We start from the raw sequence: 22,217 nt of genomic DNA on the forward strand, positions 1-22,217 counted from the left end.
CACTATGACTGGCGGACAAATAGCAAACGTAGATCTTATCAAGCAGGTCAACAGTGCAGCCGTGTATCGGCTCATTGACCTGCAGGGGCCCATCTCGAGGGTCAAAATTGCCGAGTTGAGTCAGCTGGCCCCGGCCAGCGTGACCAAGATCACCCGGCAACTGATCGAGCATGGCCTGATCAAGGAGACCTCGCCGCAAGCCTCCACCGGTGGACGGCGCGCCATCTCCCTGACCACCATCAAGCATCGCTTCCAGTTTGTGTCCGCCAAGCTGGGTCGCGGCTACCTGCAGCTGAGTCTCTATGATCTCGACGGCAAGGAGCTCGACCAGCATGTCACCCAGGTGACCGAGATCGAGCAACAACCGGTGGTCGACATGCTGCTGCGGGAGATCGGTGCCTTCATCGACTCCCAGCAGGATCGCAGCCGCAACCTCATCAGCATCGCGCTGACCATGCCGGGCCTGGTCAATCCGGAATCGGGCATGGTCATCTACACCCCCAAGTACCAGATCCGCAATCTGGCGCTGGCCAAGCTGTTGGAAAACCACTTCAACCTGCCCTGCTACGTGGGCAACGACACCCGCTCGCTGGCACTGGCCGAACACTTCTTTGGCGAGTCCCGTGACTGCATGGACTCCATTCTGGTGAGCGTCCATCAGGGGGCAGGATCGGGCATCATCACCAAGGGCAAGGTGTTCCTCGGCCAGAACCGCAATGTCGGCGAAATCGGCCACATCCAGGTCGAACCGCTCGGCAAACGCTGCCACTGCGGCAACTTCGGCTGTCTGGAGACCATAGCCTCCAACGAGGCCATCGTCGACAAGGTGAAGGAGCTCATCAGCCGCGGCCACCTGAGCTCGCTGCAGGAGAAGCACATCACCATCCAGGAGGTGTGCAAGGCAGCCATGGCCGGTGACGAGCTGGCCCGTAGCGTGATTGAGAACGTGGGTGAGCATCTGGGACGGGCTGTGGCCATCACGGTCAACCTGTTCAACCCGCAGAAGGTGCTGATCGCCGGCGAAATCACCGCCGCCGAAGAGATCCTGTTTCCGGCCATCCGCCGCTGTGTGGAGCACCAGTCGCTGCCAAGCTTCCATCGTGGCCTGCCCATCGTGAAGGCGCGCTTCCAGAACCAACCCACCGTCGGTGGTTTCGCGCTGGTGAAGCGAGCCCTGCTGGAGGGAGACCTGCTGCAGATCATCATGGAGCAGAAGTAGGGCCGAGGCCTTGCGAAACAACAACGGCAGCCTGTGGCTGCCGTTTTTATTGATAGATTCTTCGAGCGTAGGCTCGATTAGCCGCATAGCGGCGTAATCGGACGCGGTGACTCACCCTGCCCGGCACGGTTTGAACAGATCCAGCGTGCCGTTGTAGACCTGAGTCTGCACATCCATGATCCCCAGCATGGCGCGGGGCAACAGGTTGTCGTGCCGCTCAGCCTTTCTGGCCCATTCACCCCGCCCGGCACGGCTTGAACAGATCCAGCGCGCCGTTGTAGACCTGAGTCTGCACATCCATGATCCCCAACATGGAGTGGAACAGGTTGTCGTGCAGCTCAACCTTTTTGGCCCATTCACCCCGCCCGGCACGGCTTGAACAGATCCAGCGCGCCGTTGTAGACCTGGGTCTGCACATCCATGATCCCCAACATGGAGTGGAACAGGTTGTCGTGGGAGAAGCGCTTGCCGGCCGCCTCCTGCTGCAGACAATCTAGGTCCAGCTTGCGGTCGGCCTGCAACTGGGGTGAGAACCAGGTCATCAGCGGCACCCGGGTCTGATCGTCCGGCGCGAACTTGTAGGGGGTGCCGTGCAGGTAGAGCCCCATGGCCCCGAGGGATTCGCCGTGATCCGACAGATAGACCAGCCCCACGTTGTAATCCTGCTCCAGCGTCTTGAGCTTGTCGATGAGACGGGCCACCACCTTGTCGGTGTAGCGGATGGTGTTGTCGTAGGTGTTGACCAGCTCTTCATTGGTGCAGTTTTCGATGTCGCTGCGCGGGCAGTCCGGCACGAAGGTCCGTTCACTGGCGGGATAGCGGCGATAGTAGGTCGGGCCGTGGCTGCCCATCAGGTGGAAGGCCACCAGCTTGTTGCCCTTCATCTGCGCGATCTGCCGATCCAGCCCCTCCAGCATCACCTCGTCGTAGCAGGAACCCTTCTGGCAGTACTGGGGAAAATCCTTGGCCTCGATCTCGATGGTGGGCACGTTCTTGCACACCCCCTTGCAGCCGCCGTCGTTCTCCTTCCACAGCACGGAGACACCGGCGTGCTGCAGCACATCCAGCATGCCGTCACGGGACTGGGCCAGGGTGTCGTCATAGCCGCGTCGCGTCAGGTTGGAGAACATGCAGGGCACCGAGACCGCGGTGGCGGTGCCGCAGGAGCGCACGTTGCGAAACGAGACCATGCCCGCTTCCCTCGCGGTGAAGCTGTTGGTGGCCTTGCCGTAACCGTTGAGGGAGTAGTTCTGGCTGCGCGCCGTCTCCCCCACCACCAGGAACATCAGGGTCGGCTTGCTGCCCTGCCCCACCACCCTGGCGTCCGTGCCCAGCTGCTGATACGGGATCGGGGTGGCGAACAGGATGTCGGTGGCGTAACGATAGAGGCCGTGCACATAGTTGGCGGGCACTATCTCCTTGCCGAGGGACTTGTTGTTGCGCCCGACCGAGGCGTAATCCTGGTAATAGAGGGCGGCCACCCCCACCAGAAACAACAAGGAGAGGGCGATGGAGCCGAGCCGCAACCCCAGCCCCTTGTACCAGGGACGGGGATAGTCAATCTTCACCCACAGCAGGGCCAAGGCCGGCAGCAGGCCGGTCAGCGCGAACCAGAGCAACACGGAACCATTGAGGTAGGAGGCCGCCTCCCCGCTGTTGGTCTCGACGATGTTCTGCACCATGCTCACGTCGAAGATGACGCCATATTTCAGCATGGCGTAGCTGACCACGGATCCCATCAGGATCAGCAGCACGAAGAAGGGCTTGAGCAGATAGCGAAAGGTAAAGGGCAGGAACACCGCGTTGAGCGCGGCCAGCAGCACGAAGGGGATCGAGACGACGAAGCCCGCCTTGACGTGTTCCAGCTTGGTAAGAATGGTGTAGAAGTGGAGGAAAATGGGCCAGTTGAAGAGCAGTGCAAACAGCAGCACCAACAACAGATTCACCTTCATCACACCCAAGGTGATACGCATAACGATACTCCGACAAACCAGACAAGACAGGGGGCTTGGCAACAGCCCCTCTTTGGATCTTCCGCGCCGGCGCCCTCTTCCCGAGGTGCAGACCGGCCGTGGGCGCGAGGGCCCCGGGACGCAGGCAGGGTAGAAAACCAAACTTAAGGGAGAATTAAGGCGGGGCCTGTTCTGGCCGAAGGGCGGTTCGATGCGGGTTATACGGATGAAAAAAAACGGCAGCCGAGGCTGCCGTTTCGAGGAGTATTGCTGACCTGATTACAGGGTAGCGGCAACTTCGTCGGAGATGGAACCGTTGTGGTACACCTCCTGCACGTCGTCCAGATCTTCCAGCATGTCGATGAGGCGCATCAGCTTGGGCGCGGTCTCGGCATCCAGCTCCGCTTCGGTGGAGGGGATCATGGTCACTTCGGCGCTCTCGGGCTTGAAGCCGGCGGCTTCCAGACCGTCCAGCACGGTGCCGAAGTCGTTCGGGGTGGTGTACACCTCGATGGTGCCATCTTCTTCGGTCACCACGTCGTCGGCACCGGCTTCCAGGGCGGCGTCCATCAGGGCATCTTCATCGGCGCCCACGAAGGTCAGTACACCCTTCTTGGTGAACAGGTAGGCCACGGAGCCGTCGGTACCCAGGTTGCCGCCGCACTTGCTGAAGGCGTGACGCACTTCGGCCACGGTGCGGTTGCGGTTGTCGGTCAGGCACTCCACCATGACGGCGGAGCCGGCCGGGCCGTAACCTTCGTAGACGATGGTTTCGAGCTGCTCGCCGTCACCACCGCCGGCCCCACGGGCGATGGCACGGTTGATGGTGTCACGGGTCATGTTGCTGGTCAGGGCCGCCGCCACCGCCGCACGCAGGCGCGGGTTGTTGGCCGGGTCGGCATCACCGAGACGCGCGGAGGTGGTGATTTCGCGGATCAGCTTGGTGAAGATCTTGCCGCGCTTGGCGTCTTGCGCCGCCTTGCGGTGTTTGATGTTGGCCCATTTACTGTGACCTGCCATAGGGACTCTCCGTTATAGTTTGAAATTTCAGTAACACAGGTTGCGACTACCCGGGGAAACGGGAAAGGCCGCATTGCTGCGGCCCTGGTTGCCGTTAAAGGCTTATTCGTCACCCTTGACGGTGGTCGCAATCGCCAGCTCGCCCAGCTGGGTCGGGTTGGCAAAACTGGGGGCGTCGGTCATCAGACAGGCGGCCGCCGTGGTTTTCGGGAAGGCAATCACGTCCCGAATGTTCTCGGTACCGGTCAGCAGCATGCTGAGACGGTCCAGGCCGAAGGCCAGGCCGGCGTGCGGCGGGGTACCGTATTTGAGGGCATCCAGCAGGAAGCCGAACTTCAGGCGCTGCTCGGCCGGGGTGATCCCCAGGATGTCGAACACGGTGGACTGCATCTCGCTGTTGTGGATACGCACTGAACCGCCACCCACTTCGTAGCCGTTGATCACCATGTCGTAGGCGTTGGCGTAAGCGCCTACCGGGTTGGCTTTCAGCTGCTCCGGGCTCAGGCCGCTCGGCGCGGTGAACGGGTGGTGCATGGCAGCCAGACCGCCTTCACCATCCTCTTCGAACATCGGGAAGTCGATGACCCACAGCGGCTTCCAGACGTTCTCCAGCAGACCCAGATCGCGGCCCACTTTCAAGCGCAGGGCGCCCATGGCATCGCACACCACTTTCTTGGAGTCGGCACCGAAGAAGATGATGTCGCCATCCATCGCACCGGTGCGGGCCAGGATCTCGCGCACGATGGCGTCGGAGAGGAACTTGGCCACCGGGGACTGTACCCCTTCGATGCCATTGGCCGCTTCGTTGACCTTCATCCAGGCCAGGCCCTTGGCACCGTAGATGCCGACAAACTTGGTGTACTCGTCGATCTGCTTGCGAGAGAGCTCGGCGCCGCCCGGTACTTTCAGGGCAGCCACGCGGCCTTTCGGATCGTTGGCGGGGCCGGCGAACACGGCGAATTCGACCGCGGTCAGCAGATCTGCCACATCCACCAGCTCCATCGGCAGACGCAGGTCCGGCTTGTCGGAGCCGTAGCGACGCATGGCTTCGTCGAAGGTCATGATCGGGAAGTCGCCCAGATCCACGTTCAGGATGTGCAGCCACAGTTTACGGATCATCTCTTCCATGATTTCACGCACTTGCGGTGCGGTCATGAAGGAGGTCTCCACGTCGATCTGGGTGAATTCCGGCTGGCGGTCGGCACGCAGGTCTTCGTCACGGAAGCACTTGACGATCTGGTAGTAACGGTCGAAGCCAGACATCATCAGCAGCTGCTTGAACAGCTGGGGGGACTGCGGCAGAGCGTAGAACTTGCCCTTGTGCACGCGGCTCGGCACCAGGTAGTCACGGGCCCCTTCCGGGGTGGCCTTGGTCAGCATCGGAGTCTCGATGTCGAGGAAGCCGTGCTCGTCCATGAAGCGACGCACGAAGGCACTGGCCTTGGCGCGGGTCTTCAGGTACTTGGCCATCTCGGGGCGACGCAGATCCAGGTAGCGATACTTGAGGCTCACCTCTTCGCTGTTGACCTGGTTGAAGTCCAGCGGCAGCGGCTCGGCACGGTTGATGATGGTGAGCTCATGGGCGAACACCTCGATGGCACCGGTGGCCATGTCGCTGTTGCGCTGGGAGTCGGGACGGGTGCGCACCACACCGGAGACCTGAATGCAGAACTCGCCGCGCAGTTCGGAGGCCAGGGCGAAGGCGTCCGGTTTGTCCGGATCGAAGAACACTTGGACGATGCCCTCGCGGTCACGCATGTCGATAAAGATGAGGCCGCCCAGATCGCGACGACGATGGACCCAACCGCACAATGTAATGGTCTGCCCTGCATGGGCCTCATTGACCTGTCCGCAATAAATAGAGCGCATGGACTTCTTCCTTCGAAATTGTAGAGAGACGGTTAACCTGGGTCGCCGGGCACGACTGGCAAGCACCGTCTGTCTCACAGCTGGCCAGATCCTGCTTCTTGCCCGGTTTGAAATCTGTCTCGTACCGTCCGACCGCCGGGATCGGACACCTGCCGCCGATATCGGCTCGACCAGAGGCGGCTGACAAGCGGCCGGGTTGTCGGGCGGAGGGCATCGGCAAGCGATTGTTGTTTGGCCGCATCATGGCCGCTGCCGTCGTCACAATATGCGTACAGCGGCGTGAGTCACAACAAATTGGCAAACAAAAGGGCTGGCATTATAGAGGAAAACCCCCATTTGGGTAAAATGGCCAGCAGCCTCCTTTGCCCTGTTTTTTACATCCCGGGGCAAAAAAAGGGGAAAATCGAGACAAACCCGCAGACAGGATCCCTCATGAGCCTCTTTTTGGGCCTGCCACAATGGTCACATCCGGCCTGGCCCGGTCACTTGCTGGGGGTGGGCGCCAAGCCCGCCGAGCACCTCGCCCACTATGCCCGGGTCTTCAACACGGTGGAGGGCAATACCACCTTCTACGCCTCACCGACCCCCGATACGGTCCGGCGCTGGGCCGATGCGGTGCCAGCGGGCTTTCGTTTCAGCTTCAAGTTTCCGCAAACCATCAGTCACCAGAGCGATCTGGTGAGCGCCGACAAACCAGTGAGCGACTTTATCCGCCTGCTGACCCCCCTGCATGACAAGCTGGGGCTGCTCAAGCTGCAGCTGCCCGCCCGCTTTGGACCCGACGGTCTTCCTCGCCTGGCGGCCTTTTTCGAACGGCTGCCGACACAATTTAACTATGCCCTCGAGGTGCGCCACCCCGATTTCTTCGCCAAGGGCGAGGCGGAGCGGCAGTTGAACCGGCTGCTGATGGAGAGAGGCATCAACCGCATCATGCTCGACAGCCGGCCGCTCTTCTCGGTGCCCGCCACCACGGCGGCCATGATCGATGCCCAGGGCAAGAAACCGAGGCTGCCGGTGCACCTGCTGGCCACTGCCGATGCCCCCGTGGTGCGGCTCATCGGCCTGCCACATCCCGAGGACAACCACCCCTTCCTGCCAGGCTGGCTCCCTCACTGGCGTCAGTGGTTGGCGGAGGGAAAAGATCTCTACCTCTTTATACATACTGCCGACAACGCCCAGGCCCCCGAACTGGCCCGTCAGGTGGCCCGCCTGCTGGGGCAGGAGATGGCCCCCTGGCCGGGGGAAAACGATCGCGCGCGCCAGGGCGTGCTGCCCTTTTGAGCGGCGCTTTCGCCGCCCCCGCTTCGGCGCGAAAAAAAGCCGTTTTTTTCTGATCTGACGGGGCTTGGCGTCAAGACAAACGGCCGCCTTTCCTCTACACTAGCGCCCCATGCAAGGACCCGGTCTGCCCGCCCATCGCACTTCGTTGCAGGCGAGCATCCGGCTCCGGTAACAGGGCCCCGACGCCCCTTGACGACAACCGCTTGTCGCCCAGGGCGCAGCCCATCAAAAGGACCAGGATGATGGTCCATTGCGAACGGAAGCGGCCCGATGGATCTCAAGGCCCGCCACCCCGTTCGTGAACCGGTGACGACACGACCCGGACGGGTGTCACCCAACGATTCAATTGAACAAAACAGTCGGTTCGCGCACCGGCTGTCAGGTTGCGCCAGCATGCACGATCAGATTTTTGCCGCCCCCATCGCCCGATTGGGGGATTTTTGCTTTGACGAACAGGTCGTCGATGTCTTTCCCGACATGATCCAGCGCTCGGTGCCGGGTTACAGCAACATCATCTCCGCCATCGGCATGATGGCCGCCCGCTACGCCCAGCCCGAGAGCCGACTCTACGATCTCGGCTGCTCCCTGGGTGCCGCCACCCAGGCGATGCGTCGCCATGTTGCCCAGCCCGGCTGCCGCATCACGGCGGTGGATCTCTCCCACCCCATGATAGAGCGGGCCCGCGCCCACCTTTCAGGCTTCAAGTCCGAGGTGCCGGTGGAGCTCGTCGAGGCGGACATCTGCGACATCGAGATTGAGAACGCCTCCGTGGTGGTGCTCAACTTCACCCTGCAGTTCGTCGCGCCCGAGAAACGGGCCGCCCTCATCCAGCGCATCTTTGACGGCCTGCGCCCGGGCGGGATCCTGATCCTGAGCGAGAAGTTCCGCTTCGAGGACGAGCAGGTCAACGAACTGCTCATCGATCTGCACCTCGACTTCAAGCGCGCCAACGGTTACAGCGAGCTGGAGATCAGCCAGAAACGCACCGCCCTTGAGAACGTGATGCGCACCGACAGCCTACCGGTGCATCAGGCCCGCCTGCGGGAGGCCGGCTTCGCCCATCAGGATCTCTGGTTCCAGTGCTTCAACTTCGGCTCCATGATCGCCATCAAATCCAGCGAGCCTGCCCAGCCATGATCGACTTTGCCAATTTCTATCAGCTGATCGCCAAGAACCGGCTGAGCCACTGGCTGCACACCCTGCCCGCCCAGCTGCACGCCTGGCAACACGACAACCAGCACGGCGATCTGCCGCGCTGGAGCCGCGCCCTCAACAAGCTGCCGCAGGTGGCCCCCGGCCACGTCGAGCTGACAAGCCGGGTCGAAATCGGCTCGACCGAGAGCCTCGGCGAAGGGGAGCGCAAGAAGGTGGAGAGCCTGCTGCGCCACTTCATGCCCTGGCGCAAGGGCCCGTTCACGGTGCACGGCATCCACATCGACACCGAGTGGCGCTCCGACTGGAAGTGGGATCGGGTGCTGCCCCACATCAGCCCGCTTGCCGGCCGTTACGTGCTGGACGTGGGCTGCGGCAGCGGCTATCACCTCTGGCGCATGGTGGGCGAAGGGGCCAAGCTGGCGGTCGGCATCGATCCGAGTCCGCTGTTCTTGTGCCAGTTCGAGGCCATTCGTCACTTCGCGGGCAACGACCAGCGCGCCCACCTGCTGCCGCTCGGCATTCAGGAGCTGCCGGAGCTGCGGGCGTTCGACACCGTCTTCTCCATGGGGGTGCTCTATCACCGCAAGTCCCCCATCGAGCACATCGAGCAGCTGCGCAACCAGTTGAAAGACGACGGTGAGCTGGTACTGGAGACGCTGGTGATCGACGGCGGCGTCAACGACGTGCTGATGCCCACCGATCGCTACGGCAAGATGCGCAACGTCTGGTTCATTCCTTCCAGCGCGGCGCTCAAGCTGTGGGTCGAGCGCTGCGGGTTCACCGATGTACGGATAGTCGACGAGAATATGACCAGCACGGACGAACAGCGTCGTACCGACTGGATGATTAATGAATCCCTGAGTGATTATCTGGACCCAGCCAATCCGGCACTCACGGTAGAAGGACACCCGGCACCCAAACGTGCCGTACTGATTGCCAGAAAGGCCAAAGACTAGCCGATGGCCGCGGTGGAAGTTACACTGACCCAATTCCAGGAAGCACAGTTAAATGAATGACATGAAAAGCAAATTAAAAGGAATGACCCTGCTCTCCCTGCTCAGTCTCGGCGGGTGTGTCACGATGGAAAAAGCGCCCCCGGTACCTACCCTGACGCTGGCCGAGCTTCGCAACGAGATCAATCTGAGCGAGCAGCGCCTGCAAACATCCATGGAACAGCAACAGAAGCAGTATGTGCAGCAACAGCACCTGCTGATTCAGCTCAACACTGATGTCAACAACATGAAAGAGTCCGTGAACAAAGTCGGCAGCAAGCTCGAATCCCTGCCGCCCGAGCCGCCCAAACCCATGGCGATCCCGACCGAGAAGTGCCAGGCCCCGAGCCAGGGTCACACCGTCGACGGCAAGCTGCTGGTCGGCGAGGCGGAGTGGATCTGGGTTGACGCGGCCAACGACGCCTTCCAGGCACGGGTCGATACCGGTGCCACCACCTCCTCCATCAGCGCCCAGGACATCACCATCTTCGAGCGCAACGGCAAGAACTGGGTGCGCTTCTTCCTGAGCCATCAGGAGATGGACGACAAGATCCAGATTGAAGCGCCGCTGGTGCGCCACGTGCGGGTGCGCCAGGCTTCCGCCGACGATCTCGACCGCCGTCCGGTGGTGCGCCTCGCGGTACGCATCGGCGACATGACCGAGAAGGCAGAATTTACCCTGAAGGACCGCAGCGACATGGCCTTCCCCGTGCTGCTGGGCCGTGAGTTTTTGAAAGACATCGCCGTGGTTGATGTGGCCCGCGAATATATCCAACCCAAACCCAAGCTCAAGGATGTGAAATAATCCATGGTTTCCCGTAAGCCGTTCTATTTGCTGGTAGCCCTGCTGTACATTGTCGGCCTGGGGATGACGTTCTATCACCACATCGCGCTGGACGTACCGCTCACGCCGGGTGAAAAACGCCAGATCTGGTCCATCGAAGCCAAGCTGGAGTTCGAGGCCACCGGCGAGCCGGTGATCGCTTCCCTGGCCATTCCAGGCACCCAGCCCGGTTTCACCCTGATGAACGAGAACGCCGCGAGCCCGGGCTACGGCCTCTCCTTCGTCGAGAAGGATGGCGATGCCCGCGCCGAGTGGTCCATCCGCAGCGCCTCCGGCCGTCAGGAGCTCTACTACCGCGTCGACATGATGGCCGATGCCCATGCCAAACCGGCCGCCAACCCGCTGCCGCCGGCCATCGAGAAGCAGATCGAGAGCGAGCCCTACGCCACCGCCATGAAGCAGATCCTGGAACGTGCCCAGGAGCGCTCCGCCGACGGCTACACCCTGACTCGCGAGATCATCAAGGAGATCGAGAAGCAGGAGCAGAACGCTGAGCTGCTGAAGAAGCACAAGAGCCGCGCCAACCTGATCGCCGAGCTGCTCAACAACGCCGACGTGCCGACCCGGGTCGTTCACGCCCTGAGCCTGGAAGATGGCCGCCGTCGTCAGGAGCTGGTGGATTACCTGCAGGTGTTCAACAGCCCGACCGACTACAAGCTGTTCAACCCGCAGACCGGTGAACAGGGGCGCCCTGCCAACCTGCTGCTGTGGGAATACAACTCCGGCGCCCTGCTGGACGTGACCGGTGGTCACAACTCCCGCGTCAGTTTCTCGATGATCGAGCAGGAACAGCCGGTCAGCGTGGCGCTGGCCCAGAAGTTTGAAAAATCGGAGATGATGAACTTCTCCATCCACAGCCTGCCGCTGGAAGAGCAGACCCTGTTCAAGGGCTTGCTGCTGATCCCCATCGGCGTGCTGATGGTGGTGTTCCTGCGGGTACTGGTGGGGATCAAGACCTCGGGTACCTTCATGCCGGTGCTGATCGCGGTCGCCTTCATCCAGACCTCCCTGGTCACCGGTCTCATCGGTTTCCTGCTGATCGTCGGCACCGGTCTGGTGATCCGCTCCTACCTGTCGCGGCTCAACCTGCTGCTGGTCGCCCGAATATCGGCCATCATCATCATGGTGATTTCGATGATCGGCATCTTCTCCGCGTTTGCCTTCAAGCTGGGGCTGACCGACGGCATGAAGATCACCTTCTTCCCGATGATCATCCTCTCCTGGACCATCGAACGGATGTCCATCCTGTGGGAAGAAGAGGGTCCGAAAGAGGTGTTCCGCCAGGGTGGCGGCTCTCTGCTGGTGGCCGTCATCGCCTATCTGGCCATGGATAACGAACTGATCCGTCACCTCACCTTCAACTTCCTCGGCCTGCAGCTGGTGCTGATGGCGACCGTGCTGTTGATGGGTAACTACACCGGCTACAAGCTGAGCGAACTCAAACGCTTCAAGCCGCTGGTGGACGAGATCAAATCGGGTGCCACTCCGGGTAAGGACAAGTAACAGATGTGGTTCTGGGAAAAGTACACCACCCCGTGGAGCCTGTCCCAATCAGGCATCCTCGGCATGAACAAGCGCAACCACTCTTACATCAGCCGCTACAATCCGCGCAGCCTCTATCCGCTGGTGGATGACAAGCTGCAGACCAAGCGCATCGCGCTGGATGCAGGCGTCACGGTACCGGAACTGATCGGTACCATTCGTGCCCAGCACGACGTGAGCCGCATCACCGAGCTGGTGAAGGATTGGCCGGGCTTCTGCATCAAGCCGGCGCGCGGCTCCGGCGGCAAGGGGATCCTGGTGATCCTGCGCCAGGAAGAGGGCCTGTTCTACAAGCCCAATGGCAGCGCCTCCAACGGGCAGGATCTGGAGCGCCATGTCTCCAACATCCTGGCCGGGCTCTATTCGCTGGGCGGCAAGCCCGACGTGGCGCTGGTGGAAGGCCTCATCAACTTCGATGACGTGTTCGACGGCTACTCGTTCGAAGGGGTCCCCGACGCCCGGGTGATCATCTTCAAGGGCTTTCCGGTGATGGCCATGATGCGCCTCTCCACCGCCGCGTCAGACGGCAAGGCGAACCTGCACCAGGGCGCCGTGGGGGTGGGTCTGTGCCTGCGCACCGGCCGTGCGCTGCGGGCGGTGCAGTTCGGCAATCCGCTGCGCCACCACCCGGACACCGGCCTCGATCTCTATGAGCTCAAGGTGCCCCACTGGGACACCCTGCTGACCCTGGCGGCCTCCTGCTACGAGATGTCGGGCCTCGGCTACATCGGCACCGACATGGTGCTCGACAAGTTCCGCGGCCCCATGCTGCTGGAGCTCAACGCCCGTCCCGGTCTCGCCATCCAGATCGCCAACGGCCGTGGTCTGGTGCCCAACCTCAAGACCATCGAGAAGCTGGGCCAGGTGAAGATGAACGTGGAGCAGCGGGTCAACTTCGCCAAGGATCACTTCGGTATCTTTGACGAGTAGTTCAGGTACCCATGAAAAAAGCGCGCCAAAGGGCGCGCTTTTTTATGCATGCCGTTTATCGACAATCTGCCGGCAACAGCAATCTGCTGAGCATGAGTTTCTGGACAAGGCTTGCTGGCCAACGTTGCGAAACGAGAGTGCCAAATAACGGCCATAAAAAAACCGATGCCTGGGCATCGGTTTTTCACTATCCGGTTTGCTGACCCGATTACAGGGAAGCGGCGTTCTCTGACAGGTACTTGGCAACGCCATCCGGAGAGGCGGTCATGCCTTTTTTGCCTTTTTCCCACTGAGCCGGGCAAACTTCGCCGTGCTCTTCGTGGAACTGCAGGGCATCGACCATGCGCAGCATCTCGTCAATGTTGCGGCCCAGCGGCAGATCGTTGACAACCTGGTGACGAACGACACCGTTCTTGTCGATCAGGAAGGAGCCACGGAATGCAACGCCGGCTTCCGGGTGCTCGACGTCATAGGCTTTGCAGATCTCGTGCTTGATGTCGGCAACCAGCGGGTACTTGACCGGGCCGATGCCGCCGTCTTCGATCTTGGTGTTGCGCCAGGCGTTGTGGGAGAACTCGGAGTCGATGGAGACACCGATCACTTCCACGCCACGCTTGTTGAACTCTTCCAGACGGTGATCGAAGGCAATCAGCTCGGACGGGCAGACGAAGGTGAAATCGAGCGGATAGAAGAACAGGACGGCTGCCTTGCCCTTGATGTGGGATGCCAGGTTGAAGGAGTCAACGATCTGGCCATTGCCCAGAACGGCAGCAGCGGTGAAATCGGGTGCGGGACGGCCTACCAATACCATATTCAATTCCTCTTTATGTGAAGTGAACAATCCTGTCAGGATCAGGCTACCTAGAGCCAAGTCCGTCTAATTAAAGCGACAAACTATAGCCCCGATGGTAGATTAGTTAAATCAAATTAAATAGATAGCATTAATCGGGTTTTCCTATGCAACGTTGGCCCAGCCTGAAACAGCTGCAATATCTGGTTGCTCTCGACGAGCACAAGAACTTCAACCGCGCCGCCAAGGCCTGTCATGTCAGCCAGTCGACCCTGAGTACCGGGATCCAGACGCTGGAGGACATGATGAACCTGCAACTGGTGGAACGGGACCACAAGAGCTTCATTATGACCCCGGTCGGCATGGAAATCGTCGAGCGAGCTCGCAATTTGCTCTCCGATGCGCGGGATCTGATGGAGCTCGGTCAGCATCAAGGGGGGGTCATGCACGGCACGGTGCGCCTGGGCTGCATTCCCACCATCGCCCCCTTCCTGCTCAGCAAGCTGCTGCAGGTGTGCGGCAAGACCTATCCTGAGCTGGAATTGTTGCTGCGTGAAGACACCACCACCAACCTGCTCAAGCAGCTGGAGCAGGGTCAGCTCGACCTGCTGATCCTGGCGCTGCCGGTGGAGATCGGCGGCTTTCACTGCAAGACGGTCGGCCAGGATCCCTTCCACATGGTGATGCCCGCCAGCATGGCGGCCAGCCTGCACACCCCGTTCGACTACAAGGAGCTGCCCAACCAGAGCATCTTCCTGCTGGAGCGGGAGCACTGCCTCACCGAACACGCGGTGAGCGCCTGCCGGCTGCGGGACAAGAGCAAGATCAACCCGTTTGCCGCCACCAGCCTGCACACTCTGGTGCAGATGGTCGGCGCCGGGCTCGGCACCACCTTCCTGCCGCAGATGGCCATCGATGCCGGTATCCTCGACAACACGGATCTGGTGGCCATCCCGCTGCCGGGAGAACACCCCTACCGCGAGATAGGGCTGGTGTGGCGCCCCAGCACCACCCGGGTGCAGACCTTCTACAAGCTGGCGGAGCTGCTCGCCCCGCTCATCGACAACAAGGGCTGAAGCTCACCCCCATAAAAAAACGCCGGCACGTGCCGGCGTTGTTGTCTTGGGCGCAAGGCCCTGCTCTGTCAGTGGCTGGCCGGTGGCCCGAAGATGCGGGTGTAGGAGGTCAGGGTCCGTACGCTCACATTCTGCGGATTGCCGTTCTCGTCATAGAGCCCCAGCGCTCCGCTCTGCTTGTCGTGACCCAGCAGTTGATGGGCACTCAGGTTGCTGAGCGCATCGCTGTCCGCTTTCCACTCCCAGCGCTGGCCCAGGCTCAGGCTGCAGCTCTGCAGCTGGCCGAGGTTGTTGCCGTCCAGGCAGCGGCGGGTATCCTGCGCGCTGACATAACGGCCGTACTGGTCATAGATGAAGGACTGGGCGGCCGAGGTCTCGTCACAGGTCACCGCGCTCAGACCGTGGTTGGCATCCGCGCTCAGGCAGCGGTTGTCAAAGCCCCCCAGCTGCAGGTTGACCGGGCGACCGCCGGTAAACACCGGGTGGTTCCAGTCCACCTTGAAGCTGGTGGAGGCCGTCACCCGTCTGCGCTTGTCGGTATCTTCGAAGCCCTGGAAGGAGACATGGGCCCCCACCACGTAGTAGTGCTTGTAGATGCCGGTGTAGATGGGGCGGATGTTGACCGAGGAGTCGATCTTGAACTCGGTGCTGCCCGTCTCGTCCGGCGCCGCCTTGTAGATGACGTCCAGATTCGGCACGAACCCCTTGTAGCTGAGCGGCTGGATACGGTTGTGATCCACGTCGTAGCCCATGCCCCAGACGGTGGCCGTCTTGGAGGAGAGCAGGGACTCCGCGGTCGCGTACTGATCGCGCACCCAGCTGAAACTCACCTTCTGGGCGCTCGGCGCCGAGCGTTCGACCCGGTAATCCTGGGTGTTGTAGGCGAGCTGGCGCTGCTGGCTGAACTTGGCCGAGGCCTCCAGCTTGGCCTTGGGCCCATCCTTGTTCACCTCAACCCCGCCGGTGACCCCCACCTCGAAACCCGAGATCTCGCGATGCTCATACTTGCTGTTGAGGTTGGTCGGCAGGCTCTTGAGCACCGCCGCCTTGGTGTTGGACGCCTCGATGCTGAAGCGGTAATCCTGGGCGATGGCATCGGTGGCATAGTCGCGGGCCCAGCCGTCCAGCAGCAGGTAGTCCGCGATGTTCTCGCTCCAGCTGAGATCCTCGTTGAGCTGGATGCCGGCACCGGCCGACTCTTCATCCAGCGAGATCCGCACTATCTTGGCATCCGGCGTGGCGGAGCCGGTGTTGCCAAATTGCAGGGAGCGCTCCAGGTTGACCCGGTAGACCAGCGAGATGTTCGGCGAATCGCAGAACAGCCGATCACCCCGGCTCCAGGTGCGCGAGCGCGGGAAGGTGCACTCGGCATCGCTGATCTTGCGGTTGACGTTGAGGTAGAAGGCCACGTGGGGCAGACCGGCCTCGGCAGCAGGCGGCTGGGTCAGCGAGCGCTTGTGGCGCTTGCCCTGCCCTTCCAGGCTGTCGACCCGCTCCATCACCTGATAGAAGGCCGGGTCATCGACGCCCCCCAGCGGAGTGAACAGCAACTCCCCCTTGTAGCCGGACACCAGTACCCAGTCGGCATCAAAAGAGATGCCGGCCAGCTGCTCCATGGCCTTTCTGGCCTGCTGCCGCTCAGCCTTGTCGGTGACGGCGCTGAAATCGATGAACAGGCGTTCGCCCCGTTCCAGCACCCGCTCGCGCAGCTGATCCCGGGTCATCAGCGACGTCGCCCCCTGCCCCTTCAGCCAGACGTCGGCATTGAGGTAAATCAGTCCCTGTTCGGATTGCAGGCTGGCCAACATGGCGGTGCCCTGGTCGGTACGCTCGCCAATATCTTCGGCCTGCACGCTGCCAGCCAACAAGGCCAGCGCGAGCAGACTGAGAGCGGGAGCTTGCGTGATGAATTTGCGTGGTTTTTTGTTTTTCATTGTTATCTCCTTGTCGAATCACGCCAAGCTATTTAAACAGCGAACAAATATGGCATAACCATATTATTCACGGTTATATTTCGGGGCGTTATTCTGCTTGTCTGTCATGACATTCATTATTTTCGCCGTGAATTAACAGCGGGTGGCGAAGGTATTTATGGTTGACAGAACAAGGATCGCGAGGCGATCTAAGGTGGACGATTCGGCATGCGCCGATGCTATTACACGGGAGTCGCGATCTGATGGCGATCTTCCCTCAAGGCCGCCTGACTGCGCCTTGAACCTCGCATGGTACCCATTGGCTTTAACGTCGCGCTCATCGGCCTGAACGATGGCACAACAGCCAGATGCCGCAGGCATCCTGGTGCGAGGGAACACTCACTGCTATGGACCGGATATCATGGGGCGGCCCTCCTCTGTCTGGTGATATTGTCAGCCAACGCCAGTCATTGACTGAATATTATTATGTGAACCAGTTGCGAGAATATACCCAGAGGTATCTTGTTGTTTGCCGTCATATTGGCGGTGAAAATGGCGGGATCCCTTGCCATTTATTTCATGGGGTCATCATAACGAATTAGCCCTGAGACAGAACGTGACACAGATCACGGGGTGACGTCAACAAGGTTAATTATCATTTCATTGTCAGGCTGATTGGAATAACTACTTTAATATTGAAATACTCATTCAAGATAATCAGAAAATATTATTCAAATGAATACAAACAATATTATAACCCTCTCCATTCGCGCCTCTTTTGAGGTAGCAACAGGTGGTTTCTTGCAGGCAAGGCTATGTTCGAGCCCCAAACCCCGTTTATGATGGAGACGTTGTCGTCTCGAAGGAGCCCCCATGGATTGCAAGTTGCTGCTGCCCCTGCTGGCCCTGTTGCTGGCCGCCTGTTCCAGCACGCCCGAGCCTGCCCCACCGCGCCAGCAGAGCAGCGCCTTTGAAGGCTTTTATCAGCAGTGGCGCGGCGTCCCCTATCGCATGGGCGGCTCGGATCGGGCCGGTCTCGACTGCTCCGCCTTCACCCAGCTCGCCTACCAGCAGGTGATGGGTTTCAATCTGCCGAGGACCACCGAATCCCAGGCCAACCTGGGCCGACCGGTCGATCGCTACCGGCTGCAGCACGGCGATCTGGTCTTCTTCAAGACCGGCTGGCAGCAATACCACGTCGGCGTCTACACCGGCGGCGGGGAGTTCATCCACGCCTCCACCAGCAAGGGGGTGATCCGCTCACGCCTCGACAACGTCTACTGGAACAGCCGCTACTGGCAGGCGCGCCGCCTCACCCAGTGACAGCAACAACAGAACAGGGCACACGACGGGCCCTGTTTTGTTGCTGATTCAACGGATGGCTCAGTGCTTGCGGTGCCAGCGCGGCGAGGTAGCCCGCTCCCCCCAGGGAGTCACGCAAGGCAGCAGCGCCCCCTCGATCACCTTGTCGCTGCCGGCCAGGGCTTCCGCAATCTTCTCGTGCAGCACCCGCAGCAGGCGCCCCTCCTGTTCGGCCAGGGAGTGACCCGCGGCAAAAAATTCGCGCTGATGCTGCAGCGCCAGCTTCTGGGCAAACTCATAGGTGTTGAAACAATCCGGCATCCGCTCGACCACATCCTCGAGGCGGGCCAACAAGCTGTTCAGTTCCCTGGTCATCGTGCTCTCTCCTTGTCGATTGATAGCCAAAACTACCCCTTATTGGATAATTCACCAACCCTGGATCCACGAAAATGTGGTAGCCAGCACAGTCGCCGGGTGAGTCACCCGTGCGCCATGCCAAACCAGTGCACCGAACTTTACATTTGATTAACACGCAGCTAGATTTAGACCGACCAATCAGTCGGTCCATTTATCAGCGGGGTATGTCATGGAAGCGATGCAGTTGCAGGAGGCCGCCGACAAGTTGTCGCTCCCGGCCAGACTGGCCAAACTCAGAGAGGCCTGTCAGCAAAATCCCATGCCGAGCCTGAGCGAGCGCAGAGCCCATCTCAGCCAGCTCAAGCGCGCCCTGATCGCCCACAAGCAACCGCTGTGCGACGCCTTGGCCAAAGACTATGGCCAGCGCAGCGACTACGACAGCATGATTGCCGACATCCTCCCCTGCGTCATGCAGATCAACTATACCCAGAAACGGATCAAGCGCTGGATGCGCCCGCACCGCCGCCACACCGGCCTGCTGCTGGCGCCGGCCCGGGTGGAGGTGTTCTATCAGCCGCTCGGAGTGGTCGGCATCATAGTGCCCTGGAATTTCCCGGTGATGCTGAGCCTCGGCCCCCTCATCAGCGCCATCGCCGCCGGCAACCGCGCCATGCTGAAGCTCTCCGAGTTCACCCCACACACCAACCGGGTGCTGCGCGAGCTGCTGGATGGCGTCTTCGACGAGCGCGAGGTAATGGTGATTGAAGGCGACGCCCAGGTCGCAGCCGCCTTCAGCGCCCTGCCCTTCGATCACCTGCTGTTTACCGGCTCCACCGCGGTGGGCCGGCTGGTGATGGCCGCGGCGGCCCCCCAGCTCACCCCCCTCACTTTGGAGCTCGGCGGCAAGAGCCCCTGCCTCATCGCCCCCGACATGCCGCTGGCGCTGGCGGTGGAGCGGATGATCTTCGGCAAGAGCCTCAACGCCGGCCAGATCTGCGTCGCCCCCGACTATGTGCTGCTGCCGCGCGGTCAGGAGCAGGCCTTTGTCGAAGCCTATCGCGATCACTTCGCCCGTCTCTATCCCCAGGGGCTGGCCAGCGCGGATTACGGCTCCATCATCAACGCTCGCCAATATGAACGGCTCACCGGCTGGCTGGCCGAAGCGGAGCGAGCTGGCGCCCAGATCCACCCCTGTGGCAGCCCGGCCCGCGACGATGGCGCCCATCGCCTGCTGCCCCATCTGCTGACCGAGGTGCCCAGCCACTGCCAGCTGATGCAGCAGGAGATCTTCGGCCCGCTGCTGCCGATCGTGCCCTATGACTCGCTGGACGAGGCGCTCGCCTACATAGCCGCCCGGCCCCGCCCGCTCGCCTTCTACCTGATGAGCCTGGATCCCGCCCTGCAGCACAAGGTGATCCAGGAGACCCACTCCGGCGGCATGGCCATCAACGACAGTCTGTTCCAGGTGGCGGCCGATGACGTGCCCTTCGGCGGCATCGGCGCCTCCGGCATGGGCCACTACCACGGCCACGAGGGGTTTCTCACTTTCTCCAAGGCCAAGACCGTGCTGAGCCGGGGGCGCTTCAGCACCGGCACCATGGTGCACCCTCCCTATCGGCGCTGGCACCAGCGGCTGATGATGGCCCTGTTCTTACGTTGACGAGACAAATATGAATACGCCCGTGACCGACAAGCGTCGCCAGATCCTGGATGCCGCCCTTGCCCTCTGTGCCGAAGATGGTTTGCAGGGGGCCGCCACCGCCCGCATCGCCAAGGCGGCCGGGGTGGCCAATGGCACCCTGTTTCACCACTTTCCCAGCAAGGAGGTGCTGATCCAGAGCCTCTATCAGGACATCAAGCTGCGCCTCGGCGCCGCCATCACAGAGGCAGACGCCACCCTGCCCCTCAAGGAGCAGGCGCACCACTACTGGAGCCAGGCGATGGCCTGGATGCAGGCCCACCCCCACGAGCTCAAGTTCGTGCTGGGTTTCTTCCACTCCCCCCTGCTGGCTCGCCCGCTGCGCAGCCAGATCCTGAGCGACAGCCTTCGCTTTTTACCCCGCCTGCTGGCCCAGGGCCAGGCCAGCGGCGACTTGATGCAAGCCCCACCGGCCCTGATGCTGGAGGTGTGCCAGGGCCAGTTCCTGGCCTGCGCCTCCCTGTTTGTCGACCAACCTGAACTGGGACGGGACGCTCACTGGCAAGCCAGTGCCTTCGCCCTGTTCTGGTCCGCCATCTCGGGAGCTCACGCTGATGCACAACCGACACCTTGATACCCTGGCGGCGCTGGGCCGCCGGCTCTGGATAACCAGCCTGCTCTGGATCATAGGCCGCACCCTGTGCCGCGCTGCCCGGGTCGATGAGGCGGTGCGCCGGGAGCTGGCCCCTCTGCCGGACGGGCTCACCATCCGGCTGGAGGTAGGCGGCATGGCCCAGGGCTTGACCATTCACAAGGCAAACGGCCGCTGGCAGAACGGCCCCGCCCCCGATGCCGGCGCTCTGCACCCGCTGCGGGTGCGCTTCAAGCATCCCGCCATCGCCTTTCGCGCCCTCAGCTTTCGGCTCGGGGTCAATCAGGCGTTCAGCGAGAACCGCCTGCTGGTGGAGGGGGATCTCACCGTCGCCATGCACCTGGTGCGCGCGCTGGAGCAGTTGCAGGCGCTGATCCTGCCGGCCTTCATCGCCCGCCCCTTGCTGCGCCACTATCCTGACCCGCGCCACAAGCTGAGCCGGGCCTGCCACATCTACCTGGGTCTGTTGACCGGCTGAACGAGAGGATGAGCCTATGAGTCGCTATTACGATTTTTTCTGTCCGGTCAAACTGATCGCGGGTGAGCAGGCGCTGGAGCAACTGGCCGGCGAGCTGGCGGGATTGGGGGCGCGCCGGCCGCTGCTGCTCACCGACAAAGGGGTCAGCGGCACCGGGCTGGCTACCTTGCTGGCCGGGGTGCTGGCCGAGGGTGAGCTGCCGGTGGCCGCCATCTGGGACGAGATCCCGGCCGACTCCTCCACCGCCGTAGTGGAGCGGATCGCGGCCCATCACCGGGAGCTTGGCTGTGACAGCCTGGTGGCGCTGGGGGGGGGCTCCGTCATCGACACCGCCAAGGCGGTCAACATCCTCGCCTCCATGGGGGGGGATCGGCTGCTCGATTACGCCGGCGCCGGCTGCCTGACCCGGCCGCTGCAGCCGCTGGCGGTGGTGCCCACCACGGCGGGCACCGGCTCGGAGGTGACCCTGGTGGCGGTGATCAAGGACGAGGCGAGCGGGCGCAAAGTGCCCTTTACCTCCCCCTTCCTGCTGCCCCAGCTGGCGGTGCTGGATCCGCGTCTCACCCAGGGGTTGCCGCTCAACATCACCGCCGCCACCGCCATGGATGCCATGACCCACGCCATCGAGGCCTTCATCGGCACGGCCAAGAACCCGGTCAGCGACGCCCTGGCCCTGATGGCGGTGGAGAAGATCGCCAACGCCCTGCCCCAGGTACTCAGCAACCCGCAGGACAAGCAGTTGCGGCTGCAGCTGGCGGAGGGCTCCACCCTGGCGGGCATGGCCTTCTCCAACTCCATGGTGGGGCTGGTGCACGCCCTCGGTCACAGCCTGGGAGCCCGCTGTCATCTGCCCCACGGCCTGTGCATGAACCTCTTCCTGCCCACCGTGCTCGACTACAACCGGCCGGGCATAGACCCCGAGCTGGCCCGCCTGCTGCTGCCGCTGGTGGGGGCCGAGCGCTTTGCCGCGACCCCGGCCGCCGTGCGGCCCCAGGCCGCCATCGAGGCGCTACAGGCGCTGCGCAATACCCTGTGGGAGACGGTGAAGCTGCCACGCACCCTGCGGGAGGCGGGTCTCACCGACAAGGCGCTGCTGCCCGAGATCCGCGATCTCGCCATCAACGACGGCGCCCTGCTCTACAACCGCAAGGATGCCGACCGGGCCCAGCTGCTGACCCTGCTGGAGCAGGCCTGGGAGTGATCAGG

20 protein-coding genes and 1 pseudogene are annotated in these 22,217 nt (G+C 62.0%); 14 read left to right on the plus strand and 7 right to left on the minus strand.

The annotated features are described in order from the left end of the window. The first annotated feature begins 4 nt into the window (after positions 1-4). Positions 5-1,219: a DNA-binding transcriptional regulator NagC gene (gene nagC, locus G5134_RS09170; RefSeq protein ID WP_010634486.1), complete on the plus strand. Its 1,215-nt coding sequence runs from the start codon at positions 5-7 to the stop codon at positions 1,217-1,219. Between the two features lie 235 nt (positions 1,220-1,454). Here nagC and G5134_RS09175 read toward each other — a convergent pair. The 4 genes and pseudogenes from G5134_RS09175 to aspS form a co-directional block, all read right to left on the minus strand. Beyond that, positions 1,455-1,553: pseudogene (locus tag G5134_RS09175) on the minus strand (arylsulfatase); the annotation flags it as partial. A gap of 22 nt (positions 1,554-1,575) precedes the next feature. Then, complete coding sequence (locus G5134_RS09180) at positions 1,576-3,192, minus strand: phosphoethanolamine transferase (RefSeq protein ID WP_065017423.1); 1,617 nt, start codon at positions 3,190-3,192, stop codon at positions 1,576-1,578. 258 nt (positions 3,193-3,450) lie between these two features. Next, positions 3,451-4,191 carry a YebC/PmpR family DNA-binding transcriptional regulator gene (locus tag G5134_RS09185; RefSeq protein ID WP_005299136.1) on the minus strand — a complete coding sequence of 247 codons (741 nt, stop codon included), beginning with the start codon at positions 4,189-4,191 and terminating at the stop codon, positions 3,451-3,453. A 102-nt stretch (positions 4,192-4,293) separates the two neighbouring features. Further along, on the minus strand, positions 4,294-6,060 hold the full coding sequence (aspS, locus tag G5134_RS09190; protein ID WP_026141833.1) for an aspartate--tRNA ligase: 1,767 nt from the start codon (positions 6,058-6,060) through the stop codon (positions 4,294-4,296). 432 nt (positions 6,061-6,492) lie between these two features. Between aspS and G5134_RS09195 the strand changes: the two genes are divergently transcribed. From G5134_RS09195 to G5134_RS09225, 7 genes are all read left to right on the plus strand, one after another. Beyond that, positions 6,493-7,341 (plus strand): DUF72 domain-containing protein, encoded by an 849-nt coding sequence (locus G5134_RS09195; RefSeq protein ID WP_065017424.1) that lies wholly within the window; start codon positions 6,493-6,495, stop codon positions 7,339-7,341. Positions 7,342-7,734: 393 nt separating this feature from the next. Then, on the plus strand, positions 7,735-8,478 hold the full coding sequence (cmoA, locus tag G5134_RS09200) for a carboxy-S-adenosyl-L-methionine synthase CmoA (protein ID WP_065017425.1): 744 nt from the start codon (positions 7,735-7,737) through the stop codon (positions 8,476-8,478). After that, the gene (gene cmoB, locus G5134_RS09205; RefSeq protein ID WP_065017426.1) at positions 8,475-9,452 is read left to right on the plus strand and encodes a tRNA 5-methoxyuridine(34)/uridine 5-oxyacetic acid(34) synthase CmoB; all 978 of its coding nucleotides are present in this window, start codon (positions 8,475-8,477) and stop codon (positions 9,450-9,452) included. The genes cmoA and cmoB overlap by 4 nt, the downstream gene beginning before the upstream one ends. Positions 9,453-9,534: 82 nt before the next feature. Then, positions 9,535-10,293: an ATP-dependent zinc protease gene (locus G5134_RS09210; protein ID WP_197495604.1), complete on the plus strand. Its 759-nt coding sequence runs from the start codon at positions 9,535-9,537 to the stop codon at positions 10,291-10,293. Positions 10,294-10,296: 3 nt separating this feature from the next. Next, positions 10,297-11,835, plus strand: coding sequence for an inactive transglutaminase family protein (locus tag G5134_RS09215; RefSeq protein WP_011705413.1), 1,539 nt, complete (start codon positions 10,297-10,299; stop codon positions 11,833-11,835). A 3-nt stretch (positions 11,836-11,838) separates the two neighbouring features. Then, on the plus strand, positions 11,839-12,804 hold the full coding sequence (locus G5134_RS09220; RefSeq protein ID WP_011705412.1) for an alpha-L-glutamate ligase-like protein: 966 nt from the start codon (positions 11,839-11,841) through the stop codon (positions 12,802-12,804). 11 nt (positions 12,805-12,815) lie between these two features. Further along, the gene (locus G5134_RS09225; RefSeq protein ID WP_156559781.1) at positions 12,816-13,007 is read left to right on the plus strand and encodes a hypothetical protein; all 192 of its coding nucleotides are present in this window, start codon (positions 12,816-12,818) and stop codon (positions 13,005-13,007) included. A gap of 5 nt (positions 13,008-13,012) precedes the next feature. On the opposite strand, the gene G5134_RS09230 is transcribed toward G5134_RS09225, so the two are convergent. Beyond that, positions 13,013-13,615 (minus strand): peroxiredoxin C, encoded by a 603-nt coding sequence (locus tag G5134_RS09230; RefSeq protein WP_005299113.1) that lies wholly within the window; start codon positions 13,613-13,615, stop codon positions 13,013-13,015. 146 nt (positions 13,616-13,761) lie between these two features. On the opposite strand from G5134_RS09230, the gene G5134_RS09235 reads away from it, so the two are divergent. Continuing rightward, complete coding sequence (locus tag G5134_RS09235) at positions 13,762-14,670, plus strand: hydrogen peroxide-inducible genes activator (RefSeq protein ID WP_019838557.1); 909 nt, start codon at positions 13,762-13,764, stop codon at positions 14,668-14,670. A 68-nt stretch (positions 14,671-14,738) separates the two neighbouring features. Here G5134_RS09235 and ahh1 read toward each other — a convergent pair whose 3' ends face one another. Continuing rightward, positions 14,739-16,604, minus strand: a complete 1,866-nt coding sequence (gene ahh1 / locus G5134_RS09240) for a hemolysin Ahh1 (protein ID WP_017781836.1) — start codon at positions 16,602-16,604, stop codon at positions 14,739-14,741. An 852-nt stretch (positions 16,605-17,456) separates the two neighbouring features. Between ahh1 and G5134_RS09245 the strand changes: the two genes are divergently transcribed. Beyond that, complete coding sequence (locus G5134_RS09245) at positions 17,457-17,906, plus strand: C40 family peptidase (RefSeq protein ID WP_005299102.1); 450 nt, start codon at positions 17,457-17,459, stop codon at positions 17,904-17,906. A gap of 60 nt (positions 17,907-17,966) precedes the next feature. Here the strand turns inward: G5134_RS09245 and G5134_RS09250 are convergent, their stop codons facing one another. Then, the gene (locus G5134_RS09250) at positions 17,967-18,260 is read right to left on the minus strand and encodes a hypothetical protein (protein WP_005299095.1); all 294 of its coding nucleotides are present in this window, start codon (positions 18,258-18,260) and stop codon (positions 17,967-17,969) included. Between the two features lie 211 nt (positions 18,261-18,471). Here G5134_RS09250 and G5134_RS09255 point away from each other — a divergent pair, with 211 nt between their 5' ends. Genes G5134_RS09255 through G5134_RS09270 form a run of 4 tightly spaced genes read left to right on the plus strand, consistent with a single transcriptional unit; the run spans position 18,472 to position 22,212 of the window. After that, positions 18,472-19,902, plus strand: a complete 1,431-nt coding sequence (locus G5134_RS09255) for a coniferyl aldehyde dehydrogenase (protein ID WP_065017428.1) — start codon at positions 18,472-18,474, stop codon at positions 19,900-19,902. Between the two features lie 10 nt (positions 19,903-19,912). Then, the gene (locus tag G5134_RS09260; protein WP_421231972.1) at positions 19,913-20,515 is read left to right on the plus strand and encodes a TetR/AcrR family transcriptional regulator; all 603 of its coding nucleotides are present in this window, start codon (positions 19,913-19,915) and stop codon (positions 20,513-20,515) included. Beyond that, positions 20,496-21,011, plus strand: a complete 516-nt coding sequence (locus G5134_RS09265) for an SCP2 sterol-binding domain-containing protein (RefSeq protein ID WP_065017430.1) — start codon at positions 20,496-20,498, stop codon at positions 21,009-21,011. The genes G5134_RS09260 and G5134_RS09265 overlap by 20 nt, the downstream gene beginning before the upstream one ends. A gap of 16 nt (positions 21,012-21,027) precedes the next feature. After that, positions 21,028-22,212, plus strand: coding sequence for an iron-containing alcohol dehydrogenase (locus G5134_RS09270; RefSeq protein ID WP_065017431.1), 1,185 nt, complete (start codon positions 21,028-21,030; stop codon positions 22,210-22,212). Positions 22,213-22,217 lie beyond the last annotated feature (5 nt).

Source organism: Aeromonas sp. 600276 (assembly GCF_049175815.1).
Lineage (GTDB): Bacteria > Pseudomonadota > Gammaproteobacteria > Enterobacterales > Aeromonadaceae > Aeromonas > Aeromonas dhakensis.

What these genes read in the sequence shown, in the direction of transcription:
- G5134_RS09270 (WP_065017431.1), top strand. Translation starts at nt 21,028, where the DNA reads ATGAGTCGCTATTACGATTTTTTCTGTCCGGTCAAACTGATCGCGGGT.
- G5134_RS09210 (WP_197495604.1), top strand. Translation starts at nt 9,535, where the DNA reads ATGACCCTGCTCTCCCTGCTCAGTCTCGGCGGGTGTGTCACGATGGAA.
- cmoA (WP_065017425.1), top strand. Translation starts at nt 7,735, where the DNA reads ATGCACGATCAGATTTTTGCCGCCCCCATCGCCCGATTGGGGGATTTT.
- G5134_RS09265 (WP_065017430.1), top strand. Translation starts at nt 20,496, where the DNA reads ATGCACAACCGACACCTTGATACCCTGGCGGCGCTGGGCCGCCGGCTC.
- G5134_RS09215 (WP_011705413.1), top strand. Translation starts at nt 10,297, where the DNA reads ATGGTTTCCCGTAAGCCGTTCTATTTGCTGGTAGCCCTGCTGTACATT.
- G5134_RS09180 (WP_065017423.1), bottom strand. Translation starts at nt 3,192, where the DNA reads ATGCGTATCACCTTGGGTGTGATGAAGGTGAATCTGTTGTTGGTGCTG.
- G5134_RS09245 (WP_005299102.1), top strand. Translation starts at nt 17,457, where the DNA reads ATGGATTGCAAGTTGCTGCTGCCCCTGCTGGCCCTGTTGCTGGCCGCC.
- G5134_RS09220 (WP_011705412.1), top strand. Translation starts at nt 11,839, where the DNA reads ATGTGGTTCTGGGAAAAGTACACCACCCCGTGGAGCCTGTCCCAATCA.
- nagC (WP_010634486.1), top strand. Translation starts at nt 5, where the DNA reads ATGACTGGCGGACAAATAGCAAACGTAGATCTTATCAAGCAGGTCAAC.
- G5134_RS09255 (WP_065017428.1), top strand. Translation starts at nt 18,472, where the DNA reads ATGGAAGCGATGCAGTTGCAGGAGGCCGCCGACAAGTTGTCGCTCCCG.
- G5134_RS09250 (WP_005299095.1), bottom strand. Translation starts at nt 18,260, where the DNA reads ATGACCAGGGAACTGAACAGCTTGTTGGCCCGCCTCGAGGATGTGGTC.
- G5134_RS09235 (WP_019838557.1), top strand. Translation starts at nt 13,762, where the DNA reads ATGCAACGTTGGCCCAGCCTGAAACAGCTGCAATATCTGGTTGCTCTC.
- G5134_RS09195 (WP_065017424.1), top strand. Translation starts at nt 6,493, where the DNA reads ATGAGCCTCTTTTTGGGCCTGCCACAATGGTCACATCCGGCCTGGCCC.
- G5134_RS09230 (WP_005299113.1), bottom strand. Translation starts at nt 13,615, where the DNA reads ATGGTATTGGTAGGCCGTCCCGCACCCGATTTCACCGCTGCTGCCGTT.
- ahh1 (WP_017781836.1), bottom strand. Translation starts at nt 16,604, where the DNA reads ATGAAAAACAAAAAACCACGCAAATTCATCACGCAAGCTCCCGCTCTC.
- G5134_RS09225 (WP_156559781.1), top strand. Translation starts at nt 12,816, where the DNA reads ATGAAAAAAGCGCGCCAAAGGGCGCGCTTTTTTATGCATGCCGTTTAT.
- aspS (WP_026141833.1), bottom strand. Translation starts at nt 6,060, where the DNA reads ATGCGCTCTATTTATTGCGGACAGGTCAATGAGGCCCATGCAGGGCAG.
- G5134_RS09185 (WP_005299136.1), bottom strand. Translation starts at nt 4,191, where the DNA reads ATGGCAGGTCACAGTAAATGGGCCAACATCAAACACCGCAAGGCGGCG.
- G5134_RS09260 (WP_421231972.1), top strand. Translation starts at nt 19,913, where the DNA reads ATGAATACGCCCGTGACCGACAAGCGTCGCCAGATCCTGGATGCCGCC.
- cmoB (WP_065017426.1), top strand. Translation starts at nt 8,475, where the DNA reads ATGATCGACTTTGCCAATTTCTATCAGCTGATCGCCAAGAACCGGCTG.